The organism is Clostridium thailandense (assembly GCF_019207025.1).
Classification (GTDB): Bacteria; Bacillota; Clostridia; order Clostridiales; family Clostridiaceae; genus Clostridium_AM; species Clostridium_AM thailandense.
Genome location: NZ_JAEEGC010000045.1, coordinates 13,804 through 37,373, shown reverse-complemented (window position 1 = coordinate 37,373; position 23,570 = coordinate 13,804). Strand labels below are relative to the sequence as shown.

Below are 23,570 nucleotides of genomic sequence, written 5' to 3'. Positions count from 1 at the left end.
GTCGGACCAACTTATCAATTACCATTGATAAGTTGCTCGTTAAAAGTCATTTAGACTTTTAACCAATCAAATCTTCTAAGCTTTTTTAAAAATATGAGCTAAGACTTGTAGCAAAAGTATTTAAATGTGTCTTCCAGAATGTAAATATATCCCTGCGTATAAGTTAAGTGTCTGGTGTGGTTATCTATAATGACTCTTTTAAATATCTTCTATTGGTTGGTATACATATAATTCACAATAATTGTCTTTTGACATAGATGTATCTATATATTCAAATCTAAAGGTATCGGCAAATTTGTAACCAGACTTAGGAATCCATTTAGAGTGTAATTGAACTAATAGGCGGCCTACATGTCTGCCATTAATGTCATCAGGACTAAAAAAACCAACAAAACGAAATACAACATACTTATGAGTTGGTACAGTTATGCCAATCATTCCATCCGGTATTCTTGTTAAATTAGATACTTGTACACTTGGAACATAACATATGAAACCATCACTACCCCAATCAGTATATCCAAAATACACCTGTGGGTCTATGGTATTATCAATTTTATTCTTATGATTATAAAAGAAATCTCGTCCATATGCATTGGCAGTTCTATCACCAGATTTGCTTAATATCTTATGATTAATGCCTATCAAATTAAACTTTTGTTTAAATACAAAATGTGGATTGTAGGTAACAGAGTTTCCTAGTGATAAAATATCCTCAGTATTAATTTTTTCTTTAATGATTAAGCTTAACAAATTCTGTTCTGATCTTACTTTTAATGGAGTACACCTAAAGGTCTTTCTAAAAGCTCTTATATAGGATTGCTCGTAATCAAAGCCATAATTTAGAGCTATATCTATGATTCTCATATTAGTATTTATAAGTTCATTAATACTTGATGTCAGTTTTCGAGATTGAACATATTCAATAATAGACTCTCCTGTTAAAGATTTAAAGGATCTATGTAGATAATATTTTGATATTCCAGTATGCAACGATATATCATCTAAAGAAATTTTATCATATAAGTTGTTTTCAATATAATCTACAGTTGTAATAATAGCTTCTTTTAAGTCTTTCATATTTTAAACACCTTTTCTCATTAATAGTTATTTAATTAAAAGCAATATTTGTTCATTTTAATTAATATATTCTATTACAATTATATTCAAAGGCGATAGTTAATCAGTTCAATTAATTATACCTATTAAGACTAATAAAGTAAATACTATGTAAATTAGTAAAGCTTATTTAGCTTTATTTTTACAAGGTTTGGAGGTTTTTATATGGACAAAAGAGTAGTTATTACGGGAATAGGAGCAGTTTCATCCCTTGGAATAGGTGGATATAATTTTTGGCAGTCGATCAAAAATGGAAAATGTGGAATCAGTATTATTGAAAGAATTGATATTTCGGATCTACCAGCCAAAGTTGGAGCTGAAATAAAGGATTTTGATCCAAGCAATTTTATTGAGAAAAAAGAAATAAGAAGGATGGATAGATTTGCACAGTTTGCTTTAGCAGCAGCACAAATGGCAATTGAAGATTCAAGGATTAACTTAGATAATATAGATAAAGATAGAACCGGCGTAATGGTAGGAACAGGCATAGGAGGAATAGAGACTACATTAGCGCAGCATAATGAGTTTATTGAAAAAGGTTATCGTAGAGTAAGTCCTTTTTTAGTTCCAATGATGATACCTAATATGGCATCTGGACTTATAGCCATAAAATACGGATTTAAGGGCTTTAATGAATGCTCTGTAACAGCCTGTGCCTCATCTACTAATTCTATTGGTGATGCCTTAAAGGTTATTCAAAGAAATGTAGCAGATATAATGATTGCGGGTGGAGCAGAGGCTCCTATTACCGGATTAACTTTAGCAGGTTTTTGTGCAAGTAAGGCTATGACAACAAACACAGATCCTGGCGCCGCCTGTAGACCTTTTGATTTAGAGAGAAATGGATTTGTATTAGGTGAAGGTTCAGGTATGCTTGTACTTGAAGAGCTTGAACATGCTTTAAAAAGAGGAGCAAACATAATTGCAGAGATAGTTGGTTATGGCTGTACAAATGATGCTTATCATATAACTGCACCTGCCGAAGCTGGAGAGGGCGCTGCAAAATGTATGAAGCTTGCAATTGAAGATGCTCGCATAATTCCTTCTGATATTGGATATATAAATGCACATGGAACTTCTACAAAACCAAATGACAAAAATGAAACTGCTGCTGTTAAGACTATTTTTGGAAAGCATGCTTATGAACTTGCTATTAGTTCAACAAAATCCATGACAGGTCATTTATTAGGAGCATCCGGTGCCATTGAAACTATTATAACAGCGCTGGCAATTAAAGAAAGCTTTTTGCCACCGACAATTAATTATGAAACTCCAGATTCAGAATGTGATTTGGACTATGTACCTAACAAAGGTAGACGTAAAGAGTTCACTTATGCTTTAACAAATTCCTTTGGATTTGGTGGGCACAATGCATCCTTAGTTTTGAAGGCTTTTAAATAAGTAATTATAGGGTTGCACGGCCGAAAATTAACTTACACTCCGGTATATGTTTCCAAGCTTTAGCACGATAAAAACTTTTTGTCAATCTAAAGCTCAGTATTTTGAAAATCTAAGAATCTTTGATAAACTCGTACCTCAAACATATCAAAGACTCTTAGATTTTCTAAAATACTGAGCTAAGGTTGACTAAAAAGTTTTTATATGTGCTTTCAGCTTTGGAAACATATCCCTGCGTATAAGTTAATTTTCTGGTCTTAAACCCTATATTATGTAAAGTTACATACTTTTAATAATAAGAAGTAAAAGCAACCTAGGTTGATAACATTTCATCATTAGTTTTATACTTCAAATAGAGGAGGTGATTTAGTGGCAGAGGATTTTTGGCGAAAGAATTAATTATTATTATTTAGTAATAACGGAGGGCTATTTATGAAATATTTAATACTAGGCACTGGTGGAACCGGTGGATGCATTGGTGGATTTTTGGCCAACAATGCAAAGAATGTTACATTTATCGCAAGAGGGGCTCATTTGGAAGCCATAAAAGAAAAGGGACTTGTTGTTCACTCTTTCGAAAATGGAGAAATAGAACTTAAGAATGTTAAGGCGCATAGTGGAGATGAGGAATTTGAAAAAGTAGATGTGATTTTTGTATGTGTTAAAGGATATTCAATGAATGAAGCTATTCCTGTAATAAGAAAAGCAGCTCACAAAAATACTATAGTAATTCCAATTTTAAACACACTAAGCGCAGGAGAAAAGCTGGGGGCAGCTTTACCTGATATAATAGTACTTGATGGTTGTATTTATATTAGCGCATATATATCAGCACCGGGTGAAATTACACAGGGGATAAAGATTTTTAGGCTTGTCTTTGGACCTAGAGAGAATACAAAAGTGGACATGAATTTATTGAAAAAAATACAGGAAGACCTTGCTAAATCTAGTATTGATGGAGTTCTTACAGATAATATAAAATGTGAAATATTTAAAAAATTCTCCTTTACATCAGCATATGCCTCAACTGGTGCTTACTATGATGTTGTAGCCGGTGAAATAAAAAAGGAAGGCAAGTATAGAGAGATGTTTATAGCACTTATTAAGGAACTGCAAAAGGTAGCAGAGGCACTAAATGTTAAACTAAGCGATAGTTTTATAAGAGATAACCTTGATATTTTAGATGGCCTTACTTCAGATACTACAGCTTCATTGCAAAAGGATATAAAAGCTGGAAAAAAGGATGAAAGAGATGAACTTATTTTTGATGTTGTAAGGATTGCTCATAATTATGGGGTGGAAGTGCCTAATTATAGTAAAATATCAAGGAATTTTGGCTATGAACATGATGTTTAAAGATATATTACTTTATAAAAGCTTTGTTATATATAATCTATGCAACTGAAAATATTTTCAGTGTTGATAAAAAAATGTATTAACATTAATATATAGATAAGATAAAAATTCGGCAATACTTTTAGTTCGTATATTTGATGTTTTAGTATATGTAGTCAACTGCAGACTTATTAAAATTTAGAGATGGCTAATCAATTTTTAGAAAGCTTATTTGCGATGAAATATTATAAAATAGGGGGAAATGATATGTTACCTGAAGTTTACAATCAATCAACCTTTATAATTTTAAAAACTGCTTATCTCTACTATATAAAAGGTGTATCTCAGAATGAAATAGCTGATAAGCTGCAAATATCTGTTACTACGGTGTCACGACTTATTAAGAAGGCAAAAGACGAAAAAATAATTGAGTTTGTTATTAAAGACCCATACATTGAATGTATAAACTTGGAGGAAAGGCTTAAAGAGACCTTTGGCCTTAAAGATGTAGTCATAGCACCGTCTCCTAAAGACAGTTCTTTGGAAAGCACAAGATTTAAGATGGAAAATAGAAGGAAGCTTGTGGCAATAGAAGGAGCGAGGTATTTAGAAAGAATTATAAAAGAAGATGATGTTTTGGGAATTTCATGGGGAAGTACGATGTATTATTTGATAAATTTCTTAAATCCATGTCAAAAAGTAGATGCGACTTTTGTAACTCTACATGGAAGTATATCCTGTTGTGAAAACGAATTGGATGTAAGGACGCTTGTAACAAGGATGGCAAAAGTTTTCAGTGGTACAAACTACCATATATTAGCGGAAGGTCTTATGAGTAGTAAAAACGTTGCAGATTCAATAAAAAAAGAGAAAAGCATTACAAAAGTATTTGATATGTTTGATAAAGTTAACATTTCAATCTGTGGAATTGGTTCATTTTACCCTAATTTGGATTCAAAGCTGTCAAAGAGAGAATATATAACAGAAAGTGAATTGAAAAATTTAACAAGTAAGAATGTGTATGGTGATATTATACTTAGATTTTTTGATGAAAATGGTAAAGAATGTGATACAGAATTAAAAGAAAGAACTATAACTATAGATTTTGAGAAATTTAAGAAAATAAAAACCAAAATTACGCTGGCAGCAGATGACAGCAAAGCACATGCCGTATTATCTGCATTGAAGGGGAATTTAATTGATGTTCTTATAACGGATTATTCACTTGGAAACTCAATTATGGAATTGGCTTATAATGAAATGAAAGTAAAATAATCATAAGCTATATTGTCTATTTCTGCTTATTAGGAAGTGGAACTATTTAGTATTGAGAGAATCAAGGAGTTGAAGTGCATGAAGATATACATAACAAGACATGGAGAAACAATATGGAATACAGAAGGAAGATTGCAGGGATGGAATAATACCGATTTGACAGAAATAGGTATTGATAATGCGAGAAAGCTAGGTGAAAGTTTAAAACATATTAATTTTGATTGCGTTTACTGCAGTCCACTTGGACGAGCTGTTGAAACTGCAAAACACATAATAGGTAACAAAAATACAAAAATTATTACAGAAGAAGCCTTAAAAGAATTAGGTTTTGGGTGTTGGGAGGGTATTAAAGTTACTGACTTGGAAGAATTATACCCTGATGAAATATATAATTTCTTCAATAAGCCTCATTTATATAAACCAGTAGATGGAGAAAACTTTGAACAATTATTTAGCAGAGTGAAAGAAGTATTGGAGAGCATTTTTATAAAGTCAGAATATGAAAATATTTTAATAGTCACACATAGAGTTGCACTTTTAGCAATTTATGCAATAGTTAAAAAAACTCCACTTGAGGAGCTTTGGAAGCAAGCAGATATTACAGAAACCTGTTTAAGCATTATAGAAGTGAAAGGCAATGAAATTAAATTTATTTTAGAAGCTAATACGTCACATTTAAAATAAATTCTCTATATTAAACAAGCATTAAATATTTAAAGAAAAGAAGCAGATGAATAATAATACTGCTTCTATTTTTTTATCTGCAAGGGCTATAGAAAATAATTTCAAAGTATTGAAAATATTCTCCATGTTGATGAGGAACTATACAGAAAATATAATTAAATAAAGGTAATTACCATTATAAATTTAGTAGAAAAATGGAGGGAATATTTATGAACAGATTTTATAGCCCAATGTTAAATCCAAACTATGAAGGAGTAAATCTTGACGATTTATGTGTAGCTACTTATTTAATTGGTGCTACTAAATATGAAGACCCAATTGTTAAAGTTCAGAGTATAGGTATTGAGCAGACAACTGGTTCATGGACAGATGTTGCAGCAGAGACAGATGAGGTTAGAGCACTTTATGCAGCAAAAGTAATTGGAATATATGAGGTTCCAGACTATGAAAACATGGAAAATGTAAAAAAGGACATACCTGAAGATGGAACAAGATTCTATGTTGCTAGAGTAGGCTATCCAGTTGCAAACATTGAAGATAACATTCCATTACTATTTGCAACAATCCTTGGAAATATAACAGCACTTCCCAATGTAAGAATAATGGATATAGATTTTCCAGAAAGCTTTGTATCAAAATTCCAGGGACCAAAGTTTGGCATTCAAGGAATAAGAGACCTATTAGGAGTTTACAATAGACCACTTCTTAATAATATGATCAAACCATGTACGGGCTATACACCTGAAGTTGGAGCTGGATTGTTTTATGAAGCAGCAGTAGGTGGAGTAGATATTATAAAAGACGATGAATTAATTGGAGGAGATAGATCCTTTAATAATCTTGAAAAACGTGTACAAATGAATATGGCAGCAGCAGCAAAGGCTGATAAGATTAAAGGCGAGAAAACCATGTATGCTGTAAATATAACAGACGAGGTATCAAGACTTAAGGATAATGCTATGAGAGCAATAAATGCAGGAGCAAACTGCATAATGGTTGATACCTTTGGAATAGGATTATCAGCTCTTAGATCCTTGGCAGAAGATCCAAAGATTAATGTACCAATATTATCACACTGCTGCTTTGGAGCATCATGGACAGTATCTCCATATCAAGGAGTAAGCTCAACAGTACTTACGAAGTTAACAAGAATGTGTGGAGCAGATACATTGTTAATAGAAATGCCATATGGAAAATTTGATTTACTACCATTTAAATATAGAAAGAGTATCACAACATGTACAGGTAAATTCTATGATTTGAAACCAACCCTACCATTTGTAGGAGGCGGAGTAGTACCAGGATTAATATCAAAAATATTGGATGATGCAGGAAATGATATATTGCTGGGAGTAGGAGCTGCAATACATGGACATAAAATGGGACCACAGGCAGGAGCAAGAGCATTCAGAGCAGCAATGGATGCAGCAATGAAGGGAATATCACTAAGCGAAGCAGCAAAGACAAATGAAGAATTACGTGTGTCACTTGAAAAATGGGGTACTTATGGAGAAGAAACTGTTAAGAAGAATTATGCTATTTAGTTAAGCTTAATTTTATGGACTGCAAGCTGTTGACATATTTAGTATGCCAACAGCTTATTTTTTCTAAAATGTACTAAACATTGTGAAACAATAATCAAAATATAGAAAAAATTTTCAATATTGCCTCAAATTCAAATGCACAATACTATATAAATAACAAGCTAATTACTTAAGTTTTGTATAAACAAAGCCTTATCATTTTCCATATTGTAGTTACAACATGGAAAATGATTCCAATGTAATCGGTTGTGATATGAGGAGGGTATAATATTGAATGAAAAAATTTTTAGTGGAGCAAATCATTTTAGTATAACAGTAGGAGATATAGATAAATCCGTTAAATTTTACAAAGAAGTTATGGAAATGGAGTTTGAAAATATTCGTTATAATGTTGACTTAGACTATATCAGAAAAGTGACTGGTTATCCAGATGGTGTTCTTAATGTAGCTTTTTTGGGTTGCCTTGGTCTGCGGCTGGAATTAATTCAATATGTTGAACCGAAGGGAAAGGTTTTGGATGTAAGGCCGCATAATGTTTGTAGTAGTCATATTTGTTTTACTACAACAGATATTTTTAAAGCTTATGAAAGGTGCAAAGCTAATAATATTAAAACTGTAAACAAACCTACTTTAATTGATAGTGGACCAAGCACTGGAGCCTACGCTTTTTATTTACTTGATCCTGATAATTACAATCTTGAAATGTTTCAACCAGCTAAAGTTCAAAAATAAATATTTTATTTAAATGTTTATATAATTACTTAAGTTTTGTACGAACAAAACTTTATCATTTCCGATGTATCTTATTAAATAATAAGGAGGAAAAAAATGATTAAGTATGTTGCGGGTATTGATGCTGGTACAACTGGTTCGACGGTAATGATTTTTGATCTTGAAGGAAATCTTATAGGAACAGGTTACAGGGAATATTCTTGCAAGTACCCTCATCCAGGATGGGTAGAGCAGAGTATGTATGATTTATGGAAAGGAATATGTGAGACTTCCAAAGAAGTATTGGCTAAAACCGGAATTAATCCTAAAGAAATTGGTTCTGTAGGATTTTCTGCTCAACGTGGTACTTTTGTACCTATAGACAAAGATTGGAATTGCCTCAGCGATGCTATTGTATGGTCAGATGGACGTGCTGGAAAAGAAGTAAAATGGATTGAAGAAAATATTGGGAAAGATCGTTATCATGAAGTAAGTGGTGTTCCTCTTTCTGGCTTATGGGCTTATCCAAAGTATAAATGGGTAAGAGATAACAGACCTGATCTTTATGAAAAGACCTGGAAATTTGTGAATGGTCAGGAGTGGTTACTTCACAATTTTGGTTCAACTGAACTCTTTACTGATCCTGCATCATTGACTCTCAATGGTATGATGGACATAAAAAATTTAGACTGGTCAAATGAATTATTAAAAGCAATTAATATAGATAGAGATAAGCTTCCACCTGTAAAAACACCTATGACACAAGTTGGAGTGGTATCAAAGAAAGCTTCTCTTGAGACAGGGTTTGAAGAAGGAATGCCAATTTGCTGCGGAGGTGGCGATCAGCAGTGTGCTGCAATTGGTGCAGGAGTTATTCGTGAAGGTTTATCTGAAATTACAATAGGAACTGCTGCTGTTATGGTAGCTCACGTGGATGTACGCAGACCTGATGTTGATCATTCTGTATTATTTGGAGGACATGCTATCCCTCATAAATGGGATATGGAAGGTTTGACATTTGGTGCTGGAGTTTGTTTGCGCTGGTGGAGGGATACCTTTGCACAGCATGAGAAAGAGGCAGCAAAACAACTAGATATAGAGGTATATGACTTGATTACTCTGGAAGCATCTAAAGCACCAGTAGGATGTAAAGGATATATCTTCCTTCCTTTTGTATCTAGTCAGGTTACACCTTACTATCATGATAATGCAAGAGGTGGTTCAATGGGATTGACTTTAGCAAATGATCGTGGAATGATGGCTCGTGCAGTTATGGAAGGAGTTGTATACGAAATTAGAATGATTGTAGAAGCCATGGAAAAAGTTTTAGGAAGGCCTTTTGAAGCAATCAGATTGTCAGGCGGAGGTGCAAAATCAGATTTGTGGTGTCAAATACAAGCTGATGTTTATGGCAGACCTGTAGAAAAATTAAAAGTATCAGATTGTACAACTTTAGGAGCTGCTATACTAGGCGCAGTAGGAGCAGGAGTGTTCATCAGTATTGAGGAAGCTGTAGAAAAAATGGTGCACACTTATGGAATCATTGAACCAAACATGAAGAATCATGAGATATATACAGATATGTATGGCATTTTTAAGGACACATTCTTAGCTCTTAGAGATGCCAATGTTTATAATAAATTGGCAGATGTAACCATGAAACATTGGGGCTAACTTATACATTTAGGATGACATATTAGGAAAGGAGATAATTAATTAAATGTTAAATGTTAGTTTAAAGGATAAAGTAGTTATTGTTACAGGTGCTGCACAAGGAATCGGCAGAGCGATAGCTTTAAAAATGGCCGAGGCTGAGTGTAAAGGTCTCTTAATTAATGATTTAAAGATCGATGCTCATGCAAAGTCTTTAAAAAAAGAAGCAGAAGCTTATGGTACTGAAGTCCTTTTGGTACAAGGAGATATGAGCGAAGAGGAAGATGTAAAAAGACTTATTGATTCTGCAGTTCAAAAATGGGGAAGGCTTGATGTAATGGTTAACAATGCTGGTATAGCAAAAGCTAATGACCTGTTTAAGACTACTGGAGACGACTGGGACTTAGTTATTAGAGTAAATATGCGTTCAGCATTCCTTGGAATGAAATATGCATCCGAATACATGAAGGATCATGGTGGCGGAAGCATAGTAAATATGGCATCCATAGCAGGAATAACAGGTGGGAACACAAGTCCTGATTATGGTGCTTCAAAAGCAGGAATTATTGCGCTAACAAAATATGGTGCAAGATTCCTGGCTAAGTATAAAATAAGAGTAAATGCTCTCGCTCCCGGAACTATTAATACTGAAATGATTGAACGTAATTTCAGCAAGTTGACAGAAGAAGAAAAGCGAAAACGTCTAAGTGACATTCCGATGGGAAGGATTGGAAGTCCTGAAGAGGTAGCTAATGCAGCATTATTTTTTGCTTCTGACCTTTCAAGTTTTATAACAGGGGACTCGCTAATGATTACAGGGGGAAGAAATACTTAAAAATTAAGTTGTAGTTAATGGTATTCAGTAAAATTGTTTGATACCATACTAAATATTAATCTGAGGGGGAATTATTAATGGCACACTACATGGGCGAACTATTTGGTACTATGTTCCTTATCTATCTTGGTGATGGCTGCGTGGCAAACATATCACTAAACAAATCTAAGGCACAAGGTGCTGGTTGGCTTACAGTAAATATTGGCTTTGCACTTGCAGTTGGTATCCCAGTTTATATTTTTGGACCGTTATCTGGTGCCCACTTTAACCCGGCAGTTACATTAGGGTTAGCTATGATTGGAAAGTTCCCGTGGGAACAAGTACCAATGTATATTGCATGCCAAATGATTGGTTGCTTCATTGGTGCAGCTCTTGTCTGGATACAATTTTATCCACATTGGGGTGTTACTGAAGATAAAGCAACAAAGTTAGGTGTTTTTTGTACAGGTCCTGCAATCAGAAATGTTGGAGCTAATTTTATATCAGAATTTCTAGGAACTTTCGTGTTAATGTTTGCTATTCTTGGTGTTGGAAACACTAAGGCAGCCGACCCGGCCTTTGGAGCACTTATTGTTGCACTTATAATATGTGTATTAGGTACTGGTATTGGAGGAACTACTGGATATGCACTTAACCCTGCCAGAGATTTGGGACCAAGGATTGCTCATGCTGTTCTTCCAATAGCTGGGAAAGGTGATTCGGACTGGGGATATTCATGGATTCCTGTAGTAGCTCCTATTTGTGGTGGAATTGCTGCAGCGCTGGCATTTTCTATGATGTTTTAAAAAATTATATATTATGAATAGTTAATAATTAAGTTACCTATCAGTAAATGTATTATACTAAAAATTTATTTGTCATTATGAATCGCTTGTTTCAGTATTTACTTGTTTCAACCAGTAAATATATAAGGTTTTTTTGGAGCAAGTTATCAATTAAAGTTATTGAAAACAGATGGCATTGTTAAAATTATTATAAATGCTTTTAACAATATCAAATAAATAATGGGGATGGTATAATAAAATGAATGAATATATTTTAACTATTGATGAAGGAACAACCAGTGCAAGAGCAATCGTATTTAATCATGAAGGTGAATGTGTAAGTATAGCAGCCAAAGAATTTACTCAATATTATCCTAAATCAGGCTGGCTTGAGCATGATGCTAATGAAATATGGACTACAACTATTGAAGTAATTAAAAAAGCTTTACAGAATGGAAATATTTCGGATTCTGAAATTAAAGCTATTGGTGTAACTAATCAGCGTGAAACCACTGTTGTTTGGGATAAGAACACAGGGAAGCCCCTCTATAATGCGATTGTTTGGGCAGATAGAAGAACCTCAGAATACTGCGATAGTCTCAAGTCAAAGGGTTATGAAACTATGGTTAAAGAGAAAACAGGGCTTTTATTAGATCCGTATTTTTCTGGTACAAAGGTAAGATGGATATTGGATAACGTTGAAGGAGCTCAGGCTAAAGCAGAAAATGGAGAGCTTTGCTTTTCGAATATTGACGGTTGGATAATATGGAATCTGACAAATGGGAAAGCTCACGTTACTGATTATAGTAATGCTTCCAGAACTTTAATGTTTAACATCAAAGAATTAAAGTGGGATAATGAATTACTGGAAATGTTAAATGTACCTGTATGTATGCTTCCAGAAGTTAAACCTAGCAGCGGACATTTTGCTTATACTACAAATGTTTTTAGCAGAGAAATTCCAATTACAGGAGTAGCAGGAGATCAGCAGGCAGCAACTTTTGGACAATGTTGTTTTGAAAAAGGGATGTCTAAGATTACTTTCGGTACTGCGGGTGTCTTGACCCTTAATATAGGAGACAAACCTAGGGTATCTAAAAATGGATTGTTAACTACTATTGGATGGGGATTGGATGGAAAAGTAGATTATTTGTTTGAAGGGATAGTTTACAATGCAGGATCTTCTATTCAGTGGCTGCGTGATCAAATGAAATTTATTGAAGAATCTCCTGATTCAGAACATTTTGCTGAAAAAGTAGAGTCTTCTGATGAGCTATATGTAGTTCCTGCTTTTACAGGATTTGCAGCTCCATACTGGGATCCATATGCGAGAGGAATTATAGTAGGTCTTACCAGAGGAACTAATAAAAATAGTATTATTCGTGCTACATCTGAATCACTAGCATATCAAACTAGAGATTTGATTGATGCTTTAAATGAGGATATGGGGGAAAAGGTACAAATTCTAAAGGTAGATGGTGGAGCTTGCAAAAATAATCTTATATCGCAGTTTACTTCGGATATTATAGGAGTTCCTGTAGAAAGGCCGGAAAATGTTGAAACAACTGCTGCTGGAGCTGCATACTTAGCCGGGCTGGCTGTTGGATATTGGAAGGATAAAGAGGATATAGTTAAAAATAGAAAAATTGATAGGGTGTTTGAGCCTGTTATGATTGAGAATCAGCGTGAAAAATTTTATAAAGGATGGAAAAGAGCAGTTAATGCTGCACTAGCATGGAGTAAAGACAGATAATTATATGGAATAATGTATACGTTTATATGAAAAATAAAATGTTTTAGGAGGATTGAACTATGAAAAAATTGATTAATAATGTTGAAAATGTTTTAGACGAAGCACTAGCAGGCATTTGTGCCGCACATCCTCAGCATGTCAAAAAACTTGAAAATGTCAATGTTCTTGTTAGAACAGATGGACCGGTAAAAGGAAAAGTTGCTCTTGTTAGTGGAGGCGGAAGTGGACATGAGCCCTTAGATGGAGGGTATGTTGGAAAAGGAATGCTGGACGCTGCTGTTGCTGGCGCAATATTTACATCTCCGACTCCAGATCAGATTTATGAAGCTATTAAAGCTGCTGATAGCGGAAATGGAGTGCTAATAATAATATTAAACTATACCGGTGATATAATGAATTTTGAGATGGCTAAAGATATGGTGGAAATGGAAGGTATTAAAGTTGATACTGTAATAGTAAATGATGATGTTGCAGTTGAAAATAGTACTTATACTGCTGGCAGAAGAGGTATTGCAGGAACAATATTTATAAATAAAATTGCAGGAGCGGCAGCTGAGTCACGTAGAAGCCTTGAAGAAGTTAAAGCTGTGACTCAAAAGGCAATAGATAACGTAAGAAGTATGGGCATGGCTCTTAGTTCCTGTATTGTTCCAGCATCTGGGAAGCCAATATTTGAAATAGGTGAAGACGAAATGGAAATCGGAATGGGTGTACATGGAGAACCTGGAATTCGCAGAGAAAAAATAAAATCGGCTGATGAAATAGTTAATGAACTTATGAGTAAGATACTTGATGATATGAAATTAGCAAGCGGTGATGAAGTTGCTGTTTTAGTAAATGGTTTATCCTCCACTCCATTAATTGAATTATATATAATAAATAATAGAGTTAGCCAGATATTGAAGGAAAAAGGTGTAAAAACACACAAGACATTTGTTGGAGAATATATGACTTCACTTGAAATGGCCGGATTTTCAATATCTCTGTTAAAGCTTGATGCAGAATTAAAGGAATTGTTTGATGCGCCTGCAGATTCACCTGCTCTTAAGGTTCTATAATTAATCTGTATCATTTAAATTCCAACAGAAAGGAAGAATAAATATGAGCATAACTTCTTCAAAGGTAATTGAAATTTTAAATAGAATAGATGATGTTATGAATGAAAATAAACAATTTCTAACTGATCTTGATGCGGCTGTAGGTGATGGAGATCATGGAATTAATATGAGCAGAGGCTTTAATGCTGTCAGAGAGAAACTTAAAACTAATACCATTAATAAAATTGGTGATATATTTAAGGTGGTTGGTATGACACTTGTAGCAACTGTTGGTGGCGCTTCAGGTCCGCTTTATGGTACTGCATTTATGAAAGCAGCAGTTGTAGTGCAAAATAATGAAGAATTAGATATAAATGATCTATTAAAAGTTATGGAAGCAGCTTTGGAGGGAATAATGTACAGGGGAAAGGCGCAAGCAGGCGAAAAAACCATGCTTGATGTTATTATACCAGCTATCAATGCACTGAAGGCTGGTATTAGTGAAAATAAAAAGACCGTGGATATATTATTTGATGTTAAGGAAGCTGCAAAAGCAGGAGTAGAATATACAAAGACTATTATTGCAACAAAAGGCAGAGCAAGTTACCTCGGAGATAGGAGTATATCTCACCAAGATCCGGGAGCTACTTCAAGCTATTTAATGTTGAATGTGATCTATGAGGAAATAAAGAAATTACAATAGTATTTAGAGGAGGCTTTTAGATATGGTAGGATTGGTCATAATATCGCACAGTGCTAAATTAGCTGAGGGAGTAAAGGAACTTGCGGGACAAATGGTACCAGAAGTTGCCATTGCAGCAGCTGGTGGCACTGAATTTGAGACACTTGGAACGGATATGCAGAAAATATCACAAGCAGTATTCGATGTATATTCAGATGATGGTGTTATTATGCTTTTTGATTTGGGAAGTGCATTTATGAATGCAGAAATGGCCAGAGAGTATCTTCCTGAGCATATGAAAAGCAAAGTCCATATTGTTGATGTTGCACTTGCTGAGGGAGCAGTATCAGCAGCTGTTGACTGCAGTCTAGAAAAAAGTATAGAAGAAATAAAAGATAATCTTAAAACTATGTGTCTTGGGAAAATGCCTTAATAGTGTACTGTTTATAAGTGGATAATATAATGTAAGGGGAGTTTTATTAATGGAAAAAGATACAATGTTACCTATAACTGAGGCAAAAAATACTAAAATCAAAGTAGCAAGGTCTATTATGAATTTAGCTCTTGCTAAGGAAATTACAGCTGCAGCTGAAGCAAAAGCAAAAGAAATAAAAGTTCCTATGTATATTACTATTGATGATGCAGATGCCAACTTAATTTCTATTAACAGAATGGCAGGGGTAATATTAGCAAGTGAAAAAATATCACAGGGCAAGGCATACACTGCTGTAGCATTAAAAATGCCAACCAGTAAACTTTCGGAGCTTTCTCAACCTGGAGCACCTTTATATGGTATACACAATAATAGTAATATAATTATTTTTGGTGGTGGATTCCCATTAATATTAAATGGCGAAGTTATTGGATCTATTGGTGTAAGTGGTGGTTCAGTTGAAGAAGATATGTCAGTAGCAGAAGCTGGCTTGATTAAGTTTAAAGAGATTGTAGAAGAATTAAAGGAAGATGCTGCAATAATTCCGTCAGAAGATTTAAAAATAACTGGTGAAAAAATAACCGATTATGGGGTGAATCTTGAATTAGCTAGGAAAATGGCTATAGCAGTTGAGAAAAAAGCTGTTGAGATAGGTGTACCAATGTGGTTTTCTGTAGTAGATAAAGGTGCAAATTTAATTTTAGAGCAAAGAATGGAGGAAGCTTTACTTATAAGCAGAGAAATATCATTGAACAAAGCATATACAGCAGCTACTCTTAAGCTTTCAACGGATATAGTAGCAACGGTAGCTCAGCCTGGAACATCATTGTATGGTATTCAAGATGTACCAAGAATGATCGTATTTGGTGGTGGATATCCATTGGTGTACAATGGAAAGACTATAGGTGGTGTTGGAGTAAGCGGCGGCAGTGTTGAAGAAGATATGATAGTATGCAAGGCTGCATTAGAGGTATATAATTCAGAATTAAATAAATAAAGGGGCTGTCGCACTTATAGACACCCACGGCCGAAAGTTGACTTACACTCCGGTATATGTTTCCAAGCTTCAGCACTATAAAAACTTTTTATCAATCTAAAGCTCAGTATTTTGAAAATCTAAGATTGATTAAAAAGTTTTTATATGTGCCTTCAGCTTTGGAAACATATACCTGCGTATAAGTCAACTTTCTGACGTATTTATAAGTGCACAGCCCCTTTATTAGTGAAAATATTCTCCATATTGATAGCTAATTGTCAAGGCAATATAATAAAACCAACAAATAGATTGATAGGTGCCATCGTTACTAAACAGCTAAAAATGAAAAGGGGAGTGGAGGATGAAAACTGATATTTTAATAATTGGTGGTGGTGTAATTGGAGCAGCAATTGCACATCGATTGTCCAAATATAACTTAGACATAACCTTGGTGGAAAAAGAAAGCGATATCTGTATGGGGGCAAGTAAAGCAAATTCATCAATGGTACATGATGGTTATAATGTAGATGCTCATAAATTAAAAGGAAAATTAGTTTTAGAAGCAAACCCCTATTTTGAGCAATTATGCAGTGATTTGCATGTGCAATATGTGAAGGATGCAGGTTCAATTGTTGTAGGATTTAATGATGATGATCTGAAGGTAATGAAAGAACAACTAGAAAATGGAAACAAAAATGGAATAAAAGGATTAAAAATTGTTGGCAAAGATGAACTTTTAGAACTGGAGCCTTATTTAAATCCAGAAGCAAAATTTGGATTATTGAATCCTAATACAGGATTAATTAACCCTTTTGAATTAACAATGGCTATGGCTGAAAATGCAGTAATTAATGGGGCAAAAGTATTATTAAATACTGAAGTTAAGAACATTATTATAAGCGATAAAAAAGTAGAGGCAGTTGAAACAAGCCAGGGAGTAGTTGAAGCTAAAGTTGTAATAAATGCAGCCGGTTTATATGCGGATAAAATTGCAGCTATGGTTGAAGATATTGATTTTGAAATAAAGCCTAGAAAAGGTCAGTACTTTTTATATGATAAAAAGTGGGGGTACCTGGTTAAGCATGTTATATATTCTGCTCCAAGCAAAGTTTCAAAAGGAATGATAATATTACCTACAACAGAAGGAAATATTTTAGGAGGTTCTAATGCAACGGTAATAGACGATAAAGATGACCTTTCTACAACCTATGAAGGATTTCAAGAAATATATGTAAATACAATTTCGCATATGTTTCCAGATCTGCCTAGAATGGGAGATGTTGTTACTACTTTTTCAGGGCTAAGAGCAGCATCAACTTCCGAAGATTTTATTATCGAATGTGCTAAAACTGTTAAAGGATTTATAAATGTAGCAGGAATTCAATCACCCGGATTGTCATCTTCACCTGCTATAGCAAGAATGGTTGAGGATTTAGTCAGAGGCTTGAATTATGATTTGAACTTTACTGAGAGAAAAAACTATAGGAAGGATCGTCCTGAACCAGTAATACTAAAAGACCTTTCATATGAGGAAAGAAGTGAGCTTATAAAAAAGAATCCTGATTATGGCACAATCATTTGTAGATGTGAGACAGTCAGCAAGGGAGAAATAATAGATGCAATTCACCGTCCAATTCCAGCAACAAATTTAGATGCAGTAAAGCGTAGGTCAAGGGCTGGCATGGGACGATGCCAGGGAGGTTTCTGTAGTCCAAGGGTATTAGATATATTAAGTAAAGAATTAAAGGTTTCTCCTCTAAATATAACGAAAAAAGGAAAGGGTTCATATATATTGATAACAAAAACTAAAGAACCAACTTTAAAGATGGGAGGAGAAGGTTGTGAAAAGATTAAATTATGATCTTGTAATAGTTGGAGGAGGACCTGCTGGATTGTCAGCTGCATTGGAAGCTAAAAAAAATGGAGTTAAAAAAATATTAATTTGTGAACGTGGAACTCACTTAGGCGGTATCTTGGAACAATGTATACACAATGGTTTTGGTCTTCAATATTTTAAAGAAGAGCTTACAGGCCCCGAGTATGCTGAGAGATTTATAGATAAAGTTCAAGAAACTGATATAGACGTAAAACTTAATACAATGGTAATAGATATACTTGAAGATAAAAAAATAATCGCTGAAAACAGTGTTGATGGATTATTTGAAGTTATTACAAAAGCTCTTGTTTTAGCCATGGGATGTAGAGAGAGAACTCGTGAAGCGTTAACTATACCTGGAGATAGACCAGCAGGAGTTATGTCAGCTGGAACTGCTCAAAGGTATGTGAACGTTGAGGGTTATATGCCGGGAAAAGAAGTAGTTATTTTAGGTTCCGGTGATATTGGTCTTATTATGGCTAGAAGATTAACCTTAGAAGGTGCTAATGTTAAAGGGGTTCTTGAGATAATGCCTTATTCAACTGGACTAATTAGAAACAAGGTGCAGTGCTTGGATGATTTTAATATACCATTGTTATTAAATCATACTATTACCAAAGTTCAGGGTAAAGAAAGATTAGAAGGAGTTTCAATTGCTGAAGTCGATAAGGATTTAAAGCCAATTGAAGAAACAGAACAATATATTGAATGTGATACTTTGCTACTTTCAGTAGGATTGGTACCAGAAAATGAATTATCTAAGAAAATAGGTATTGAGTTTGATCCAGTAACTAGGGGAGCGATAGTTAATGAAAAACGAAGGACAAATGTACCTTGGGTATTTGCCTGCGGAAATGTACTTCATGTTCATGACTTAGTTGATAATGTAACTGCTGAAGGTGAGATTGCAGGTAAGGCAGCATCGGAATATATAAATACTGATTTGAAACTAAGAGAAAAAAAGATAAATGTGACACATGGAAACAATATTGGCTATGTTGTTCCGCAAATTATAGAAGTTGATGATGTGAATACCAAAAATGTAAAGCTTTATATGCGTGTAAAACATCCTGATAATAATGTAAGTTTAGTGGTAAAAGATAACAATAGCAAAGTATTGTTAAACATTAAAAAAGAAATAGTAACTCCTGGCTCTATGATAACGGTTACTTTGCCTGAAAAGCTTTTCTCAAACAATTTAGATACAATTGATGTTTCTATTTCAAAATAGGGGGTGAAAAAGGTGATTGAAGAGACAAAGATAATTTGCATTGGTTGTCCAAAAGGATGCAACATTGCTATTAGTCATGAAGGAAAAACTATAGAAAACATTGATGGCTATGGTTGTAAGAATGGACTTGACTATGCACAAAATGAATTTACAGCACCTAAAAGGACAGTAACTAGTACTGTTAGAATTAAATCTGGTGAATTACCCGTTATTTCTGTTAAAACAAGGGATGCTATACTTAAGAACAAGATATTTGAATGTATGTTTGAAATAAATAAGATAGAAATTGAAGCCCCTATTAAGCTGGGAACTGTTATAAAAGCTAATATAGCACAAACAGGAGTAGATCTTATATCCACAGAAACAATAGATAGAATATAGACTTATGTATTCAAACAAGGGAGGTAAAATTATGAACTATTGTGTAAGGTTGAAGGATGTGGAACAAGGTAGAAAAGAACCATATATAAGTTATTATTTGCTAGGAGAAAAAAATGGCTGTGTAGCAGGCTGTAGAACTGGGATAAGCATCCACTCAAAAACTGAATGGTCAACAAATGAAATTCATGATGATCAGGAAGGTTTTCTAGTACTTGAAGGTACAGGCTGGGCTAAAGTTGGAGATAGTGAGTTTCCAATTGAGCCTGAAACAGCAATTATGGTTCCAGCAGGAATGGTACATGCATTAAAAAGAGATCCTGCATCAAAGCCGATAAAAGTGTTCTGGTTTCATGCAGCAATAAAATAATTATATCAAAATAAATTTAAGTCAAAGGCTTTAGGTATTTGCACTTGAGCGTTCGCTTTTTCGATTTGATCGTATGAGCGAATGTTTTTTTTATGTTAAGTGGATTGGATAGGGAGGAATAATAATTAGAAACTAACTAGTAAAAATTGAAATGAAGATTTAGTTGATTTTGTCAACTAAATAATATATACTTAATCATAATAAGGGAATAAATACTAAATAGGGGTGGTTTTATGAAAGATAAACATGATTTGGCAATCAAGAAAATAAGGAGGTTTAATAGATTTTATACAAATGTACTTGGATTGTTGAATCAACATATACTTGATAGTTCTTATTCATTAACAGAGGTTCGTATTCTTCTTGAAATTGATAAGATTGATAGATGCACTGCTAATATTTTAATACATAAATTGGATATAGATAGAGGATATATGAGCAGAATTCTAAAGCGCTTTGAGAAAAGTGGGCTTATTACTAAGGAAAACTCCATTGATGATAGACGGATGGTTATTTTACATTTGACCTCTGAAGGTAAATCTATATTAGCAGGCCTTGAAGAAAAATCTAACAATCAGATTCAAAAACTAATAAATCCTTTAACGGAAGATGAAGAAGAAAAATTGGTTAACGCAATGAATTATGTTACAAGAATTTTATCGCCAGATATTAGTCCCGTTAAAATAAGAAGATTTGAATCAGAGGATATTGAACACATAATAAAAAGACATAGAGAATTATATGCTTTAGAATATGGGTTTAGTTCAAGCTTTGGCGATTACGTAGAGAAAATAGTTCGCGAATTTGATAAGAACTTTGATGAAAGTAGAGAAAACATATGGGTAGCGGAAGATCATGGAAAAGTGGTAGGAGAAATAGCAATTGTTAGAGTAGATGAAAATACAGCACAGCTTCGTTGGTTCCTTATTGAGCCTGAGATGAGAGGTAAGGGGTTAGGGCACGAACTAATGAAAGTGGTGATTGATTTTTGTAAAGAAAAGAATTATAAGCATGTATTTCTCTGGACTGTTAACCTATTAGGAGCTGCTAGACATCTTTATAAAAGTTATGGTTTTAAACTTACAGAAACACAAGAAAATAATACTTGGCGCAAAGAGGTTACAAAGGAAGAACGCTGGAATCTAGACTTATAATATAAAAGTAAAAAGCCAATGCATAAAATCAAGCATTGGCTTTAAATTCGTAAATTATATCCAAAATATCGGTACTCTAATTTTGACACCTATCTCTCGATAGGTGGGTATTCTCACAGATGCATCTATCGCCTTCAATGCCATAAAAGGACTCACAAGAAAGTACATATCCTCATCTAAATGTTGAACTCCCGAAGCTTAAATGTAGGTTCAAAATAAGAGCTTAGCGAATATCTCAGAAATCATATACTATATATTGTTTTATTAGTGTTAGGGGTAACAATTACTTACTAGAAGTAGTTATTATCCTTTGATGAGATTATAATAACACATTTAAAGTGCCATTGCAAGGGTTTAAATTATGGAAGTTTATTCCTTAAGTAGCTTAATATAATATATGTCTAATTAAATATTTTTTAATTTTCTTGTAACATAATTGACACATAAAAGTTGTAAAATGAAGGTATTAATTAGGGGAATAATCGGCAATTTAGTTATTGTGTGGATACATTGAACTAATACTATAGAGATTGGAAAGTCCCTTATTTTAATGTATTACTATATGTTTTAGAAAGGAGAACAGGCAATGATATCTGTGTTGAAAAAGATTCAAATTATATCGTTGGTGGCATTAGTGGGATTTGGAGTTGGATCTAGCTTCGGTGAAATTTCATTGAAGCCTGCCAATAGCAAACAATATGTTTTATCGAGTTATTCCCGAAGGCATAATTGGACTCATTCGCCACAAGGTCAAGCACAGAGTGCTATAACTGTGACTAAGACAAGCCTTCCTGACAATATACAAGAATCTAATAATTGGGCGGGATACGTAGTTACTCCAACTTCTAGCAATGCTTATACCAGTGTTTCTGGCAGTTGGACAGTCCCTAATGTTTCAGCAAGCAAAAAGAATGCAGTAGCAGCGCAATGGATTGGATTAGGAGGAGTAAGTTCTGAAGATCTTCTACAAATGGGAACAGTAGAAGAAATAGAAAATGGTCAACCTGTGGCAGAGGTGTTTTGGGAAAAGTTGCCGGATGTTGCTCAGGATGTGATGAGTGTTCCGATTGGTTCAACCATTAATGTTAGTATATCTAATTCATCAGATTCAACATGGAGTTTAACATTTACTGCCAATACACCTGATGGTAAAACAGAAACTCAAACCGTATCTACAACATTAGATTCTTCTTATGCTCAAGGAATCGGAACATCAGCAGAATGGATTAGTGAAGATCCTTCCGATGCAAATAGCAAATTAGTTCCTTTGGCAAATATGGGAACTGTAAAATATCAATCTGCTATGGTTAATGGCGGAGCATTGAATGCCCCTGGTAACAATGTCCAACCCGTTGCTATGGTGTCAAGTAATGGAAATTCCATAATGATTTCACCTTCTGAACTTGGAAGCGATGGAAAATCATTCTCAACTACAACTATTACAACGACTAATTCCACATCTGGACGCGAAATAAGAGGAATTCCAGAACCTATCCAGATACGTATTAAGGTATACTTTCCTTGGAATTAAGCTGCTAAATTACTTTTTAGGTTAATGATATTTATGAGGGTCACGGGTTAAAATTCATAGAATTTTATCCATAATATTGATATTATTAGTGTTTTTCCACGTAATGTTTTTAAGGGTTTTGCTGATCCTCAGATAGATTAAGATTCCATTTATAATTAAAGTGTTGCAAATGAATATGCAATACTATTATAATTATTATAATGGTTAAATAAAGTAATTTCAGACAAATTAGGAGGAGAACAAATGGAGAAGATTACAAGTTTCACTATAAATCATTTGAAACTATATCCTGGAGTTTATGTTTCAAGAAAGGACAAAGTTGGTGAGTCAGTTGTTACTACTTTTGATCTTAGAATGACTAGGCCGAATGAAGAACCTGTTATGAATACTGCAGAAATGCATACAATAGAACATCTAGCTGCAACTTTTTTAAGAAACCATAGTGAATATGGCTCAAAAACTGTTTACTTTGGTCCTATGGGCTGTAGAACTGGTTTTTATTTACTTTTAAGTGGAGATTATGAGTCAAAAGATATAATTTCTTTATTAATAGAAATGTATAGCTTTATTGCGAACTTTGAAGGAGAAGTACCTGGTGCTTCAGCAAGAGATTGTGGAAATTACTTAGATATGAATTTACCTATGGCAAAATATCTTGCTAATAAATATTTAAATGAAGTTTTATTAAATATAACTGATAAAAATTTATACTATCCAGACTAATAAAAAAACATTTTTACAAACCCTTGTTGCATATAAGCAGCAGGGGTTTTAGTTTACAGAGGATTTTTATTTATAAAAAATTAATTTTTATAGCCAAGACTAATATTA

Annotated in this window: 22 protein-coding genes and 1 other RNA gene; 21 read left to right on the top strand and 2 right to left on the bottom strand. The window is 33.9% G+C overall.

Annotated elements, in window-relative coordinates:
* Positions 1-198 precede the first annotated feature (198 nt).
* The gene (locus tag I6U48_RS11055; protein WP_218320517.1) at positions 199-1,080 is read right to left on the bottom strand and encodes an AraC family transcriptional regulator; all 882 of its coding nucleotides are present in this window, start codon (positions 1,078-1,080) and stop codon (positions 199-201) included.
* A gap of 204 nt (positions 1,081-1,284) precedes the next feature.
* Between I6U48_RS11055 and fabF the strand changes: the two genes are divergently transcribed.
* From fabF to I6U48_RS10960, 19 genes are all read left to right on the top strand, one after another.
* Entirely contained in the window at positions 1,285-2,520 is a 1,236-nt protein-coding gene (gene fabF, locus I6U48_RS11050; protein WP_218320516.1) for a beta-ketoacyl-ACP synthase II, read from the top strand.
* A gap of 429 nt (positions 2,521-2,949) precedes the next feature.
* A complete protein-coding gene (locus I6U48_RS11045) occupies positions 2,950-3,873 on the top strand; it encodes a ketopantoate reductase family protein (protein ID WP_218320515.1) in 924 nt (307 codons plus the stop codon).
* A 246-nt stretch (positions 3,874-4,119) separates the two neighbouring features.
* Complete coding sequence (locus I6U48_RS11040) at positions 4,120-5,127, top strand: sugar-binding transcriptional regulator (RefSeq protein WP_218320514.1); 1,008 nt, start codon at positions 4,120-4,122, stop codon at positions 5,125-5,127.
* Between the two features lie 78 nt (positions 5,128-5,205).
* On the top strand, positions 5,206-5,811 hold the full coding sequence (locus tag I6U48_RS11035; RefSeq protein ID WP_218320513.1) for a histidine phosphatase family protein: 606 nt from the start codon (positions 5,206-5,208) through the stop codon (positions 5,809-5,811).
* 209 nt (positions 5,812-6,020) lie between these two features.
* Complete coding sequence (locus I6U48_RS11030; RefSeq protein WP_218320512.1) at positions 6,021-7,355, top strand: RuBisCO large subunit C-terminal-like domain-containing protein; 1,335 nt, start codon at positions 6,021-6,023, stop codon at positions 7,353-7,355.
* 270 nt (positions 7,356-7,625) lie between these two features.
* Positions 7,626-8,087, top strand: a complete 462-nt coding sequence (locus I6U48_RS11025) for a VOC family protein (RefSeq protein WP_218320511.1) — start codon at positions 7,626-7,628, stop codon at positions 8,085-8,087.
* Between the two features lie 96 nt (positions 8,088-8,183).
* Positions 8,184-9,740, top strand: a complete 1,557-nt coding sequence (locus I6U48_RS11020; RefSeq protein ID WP_218320510.1) for an FGGY-family carbohydrate kinase — start codon at positions 8,184-8,186, stop codon at positions 9,738-9,740.
* Positions 9,741-9,786: 46 nt separating this feature from the next.
* Positions 9,787-10,554, top strand: coding sequence for an SDR family NAD(P)-dependent oxidoreductase (locus I6U48_RS11015; RefSeq protein WP_218320509.1), 768 nt, complete (start codon positions 9,787-9,789; stop codon positions 10,552-10,554).
* A gap of 77 nt (positions 10,555-10,631) precedes the next feature.
* Positions 10,632-11,339 (top strand): MIP/aquaporin family protein, encoded by a 708-nt coding sequence (locus I6U48_RS11010; RefSeq protein WP_218320508.1) that lies wholly within the window; start codon positions 10,632-10,634, stop codon positions 11,337-11,339.
* Positions 11,340-11,577: 238 nt separating this feature from the next.
* Positions 11,578-13,071 (top strand): glycerol kinase GlpK, encoded by a 1,494-nt coding sequence (gene glpK, locus I6U48_RS11005; protein WP_218320507.1) that lies wholly within the window; start codon positions 11,578-11,580, stop codon positions 13,069-13,071.
* Between the two features lie 59 nt (positions 13,072-13,130).
* Positions 13,131-14,129: a dihydroxyacetone kinase subunit DhaK gene (gene dhaK, locus I6U48_RS11000; protein ID WP_218320506.1), complete on the top strand. Its 999-nt coding sequence runs from the start codon at positions 13,131-13,133 to the stop codon at positions 14,127-14,129.
* Between the two features lie 43 nt (positions 14,130-14,172).
* The gene (dhaL, locus tag I6U48_RS10995; protein ID WP_218320505.1) at positions 14,173-14,811 is read left to right on the top strand and encodes a dihydroxyacetone kinase subunit DhaL; all 639 of its coding nucleotides are present in this window, start codon (positions 14,173-14,175) and stop codon (positions 14,809-14,811) included.
* A gap of 22 nt (positions 14,812-14,833) precedes the next feature.
* On the top strand, positions 14,834-15,223 hold the full coding sequence (dhaM, locus tag I6U48_RS10990) for a dihydroxyacetone kinase phosphoryl donor subunit DhaM (RefSeq protein ID WP_218320504.1): 390 nt from the start codon (positions 14,834-14,836) through the stop codon (positions 15,221-15,223).
* Between the two features lie 49 nt (positions 15,224-15,272).
* Complete coding sequence (locus I6U48_RS10985; protein WP_218320503.1) at positions 15,273-16,220, top strand: GlcG/HbpS family heme-binding protein; 948 nt, start codon at positions 15,273-15,275, stop codon at positions 16,218-16,220.
* Positions 16,221-16,560: 340 nt separating this feature from the next.
* The gene (locus I6U48_RS10980) at positions 16,561-18,060 is read left to right on the top strand and encodes an NAD(P)/FAD-dependent oxidoreductase (RefSeq protein WP_218320502.1); all 1,500 of its coding nucleotides are present in this window, start codon (positions 16,561-16,563) and stop codon (positions 18,058-18,060) included.
* Entirely contained in the window at positions 18,041-19,306 is a 1,266-nt protein-coding gene (locus I6U48_RS10975; RefSeq protein WP_218320501.1) for an NAD(P)/FAD-dependent oxidoreductase, read from the top strand. Before I6U48_RS10980 ends, I6U48_RS10975 begins: the two co-directional genes overlap by 20 nt.
* A 12-nt stretch (positions 19,307-19,318) precedes the next feature.
* Complete coding sequence (locus I6U48_RS29635; RefSeq protein ID WP_312890970.1) at positions 19,319-19,687, top strand: DUF1667 domain-containing protein; 369 nt, start codon at positions 19,319-19,321, stop codon at positions 19,685-19,687.
* A gap of 31 nt (positions 19,688-19,718) precedes the next feature.
* Positions 19,719-20,054: a cupin domain-containing protein gene (locus I6U48_RS10965; RefSeq protein WP_218320500.1), complete on the top strand. Its 336-nt coding sequence runs from the start codon at positions 19,719-19,721 to the stop codon at positions 20,052-20,054.
* Between the two features lie 233 nt (positions 20,055-20,287).
* Entirely contained in the window at positions 20,288-21,208 is a 921-nt protein-coding gene (locus I6U48_RS10960; protein WP_218320499.1) for a bifunctional helix-turn-helix transcriptional regulator/GNAT family N-acetyltransferase, read from the top strand.
* A gap of 53 nt (positions 21,209-21,261) precedes the next feature.
* Here I6U48_RS10960 and ssrS read toward each other — a convergent pair.
* Positions 21,262-21,453: non-coding RNA, 6S RNA (ssrS, locus tag I6U48_RS10955), on the bottom strand.
* 341 nt (positions 21,454-21,794) lie between these two features.
* On the opposite strand from ssrS, the gene I6U48_RS10950 reads away from it, so the two are divergent.
* Positions 21,795-22,739, top strand: coding sequence for a G1 family glutamic endopeptidase (locus I6U48_RS10950; protein ID WP_218320498.1), 945 nt, complete (start codon positions 21,795-21,797; stop codon positions 22,737-22,739).
* Positions 22,740-22,982: 243 nt separating this feature from the next.
* Positions 22,983-23,462 (top strand): S-ribosylhomocysteine lyase, encoded by a 480-nt coding sequence (locus I6U48_RS10945; protein ID WP_218320497.1) that lies wholly within the window; start codon positions 22,983-22,985, stop codon positions 23,460-23,462.
* Positions 23,463-23,570: the final 108 nt, after the last annotated feature.

Bases quoted from the DNA above. Each gene is read 5' to 3' on its own strand.
- I6U48_RS10980 (WP_218320502.1), top strand. From the start codon at position 16,561: ATGAAAACTGATATTTTAATAATTGGTGGTGGTGTAATTGGAGCAGCA.
- I6U48_RS11030 (WP_218320512.1), top strand. From the start codon at position 6,021: ATGAACAGATTTTATAGCCCAATGTTAAATCCAAACTATGAAGGAGTA.
- I6U48_RS11045 (WP_218320515.1), top strand. From the start codon at position 2,950: ATGAAATATTTAATACTAGGCACTGGTGGAACCGGTGGATGCATTGGT.
- I6U48_RS11035 (WP_218320513.1), top strand. From the start codon at position 5,206: ATGAAGATATACATAACAAGACATGGAGAAACAATATGGAATACAGAA.
- fabF (WP_218320516.1), top strand. From the start codon at position 1,285: ATGGACAAAAGAGTAGTTATTACGGGAATAGGAGCAGTTTCATCCCTT.
- I6U48_RS11020 (WP_218320510.1), top strand. From the start codon at position 8,184: ATGATTAAGTATGTTGCGGGTATTGATGCTGGTACAACTGGTTCGACG.
- I6U48_RS10960 (WP_218320499.1), top strand. From the start codon at position 20,288: ATGAAAGATAAACATGATTTGGCAATCAAGAAAATAAGGAGGTTTAAT.
- I6U48_RS11055 (WP_218320517.1), bottom strand. From the start codon at position 1,080: ATGAAAGACTTAAAAGAAGCTATTATTACAACTGTAGATTATATTGAA.
- dhaM (WP_218320504.1), top strand. From the start codon at position 14,834: ATGGTAGGATTGGTCATAATATCGCACAGTGCTAAATTAGCTGAGGGA.
- dhaK (WP_218320506.1), top strand. From the start codon at position 13,131: ATGAAAAAATTGATTAATAATGTTGAAAATGTTTTAGACGAAGCACTA.
- I6U48_RS10950 (WP_218320498.1), top strand. From the start codon at position 21,795: ATGATATCTGTGTTGAAAAAGATTCAAATTATATCGTTGGTGGCATTA.
- I6U48_RS11010 (WP_218320508.1), top strand. From the start codon at position 10,632: ATGGCACACTACATGGGCGAACTATTTGGTACTATGTTCCTTATCTAT.
- glpK (WP_218320507.1), top strand. From the start codon at position 11,578: ATGAATGAATATATTTTAACTATTGATGAAGGAACAACCAGTGCAAGA.
- I6U48_RS10945 (WP_218320497.1), top strand. From the start codon at position 22,983: ATGGAGAAGATTACAAGTTTCACTATAAATCATTTGAAACTATATCCT.
- I6U48_RS10965 (WP_218320500.1), top strand. From the start codon at position 19,719: ATGAACTATTGTGTAAGGTTGAAGGATGTGGAACAAGGTAGAAAAGAA.
- I6U48_RS11040 (WP_218320514.1), top strand. From the start codon at position 4,120: ATGTTACCTGAAGTTTACAATCAATCAACCTTTATAATTTTAAAAACT.
- I6U48_RS11015 (WP_218320509.1), top strand. From the start codon at position 9,787: ATGTTAAATGTTAGTTTAAAGGATAAAGTAGTTATTGTTACAGGTGCT.
- I6U48_RS10985 (WP_218320503.1), top strand. From the start codon at position 15,273: ATGGAAAAAGATACAATGTTACCTATAACTGAGGCAAAAAATACTAAA.
- dhaL (WP_218320505.1), top strand. From the start codon at position 14,173: ATGAGCATAACTTCTTCAAAGGTAATTGAAATTTTAAATAGAATAGAT.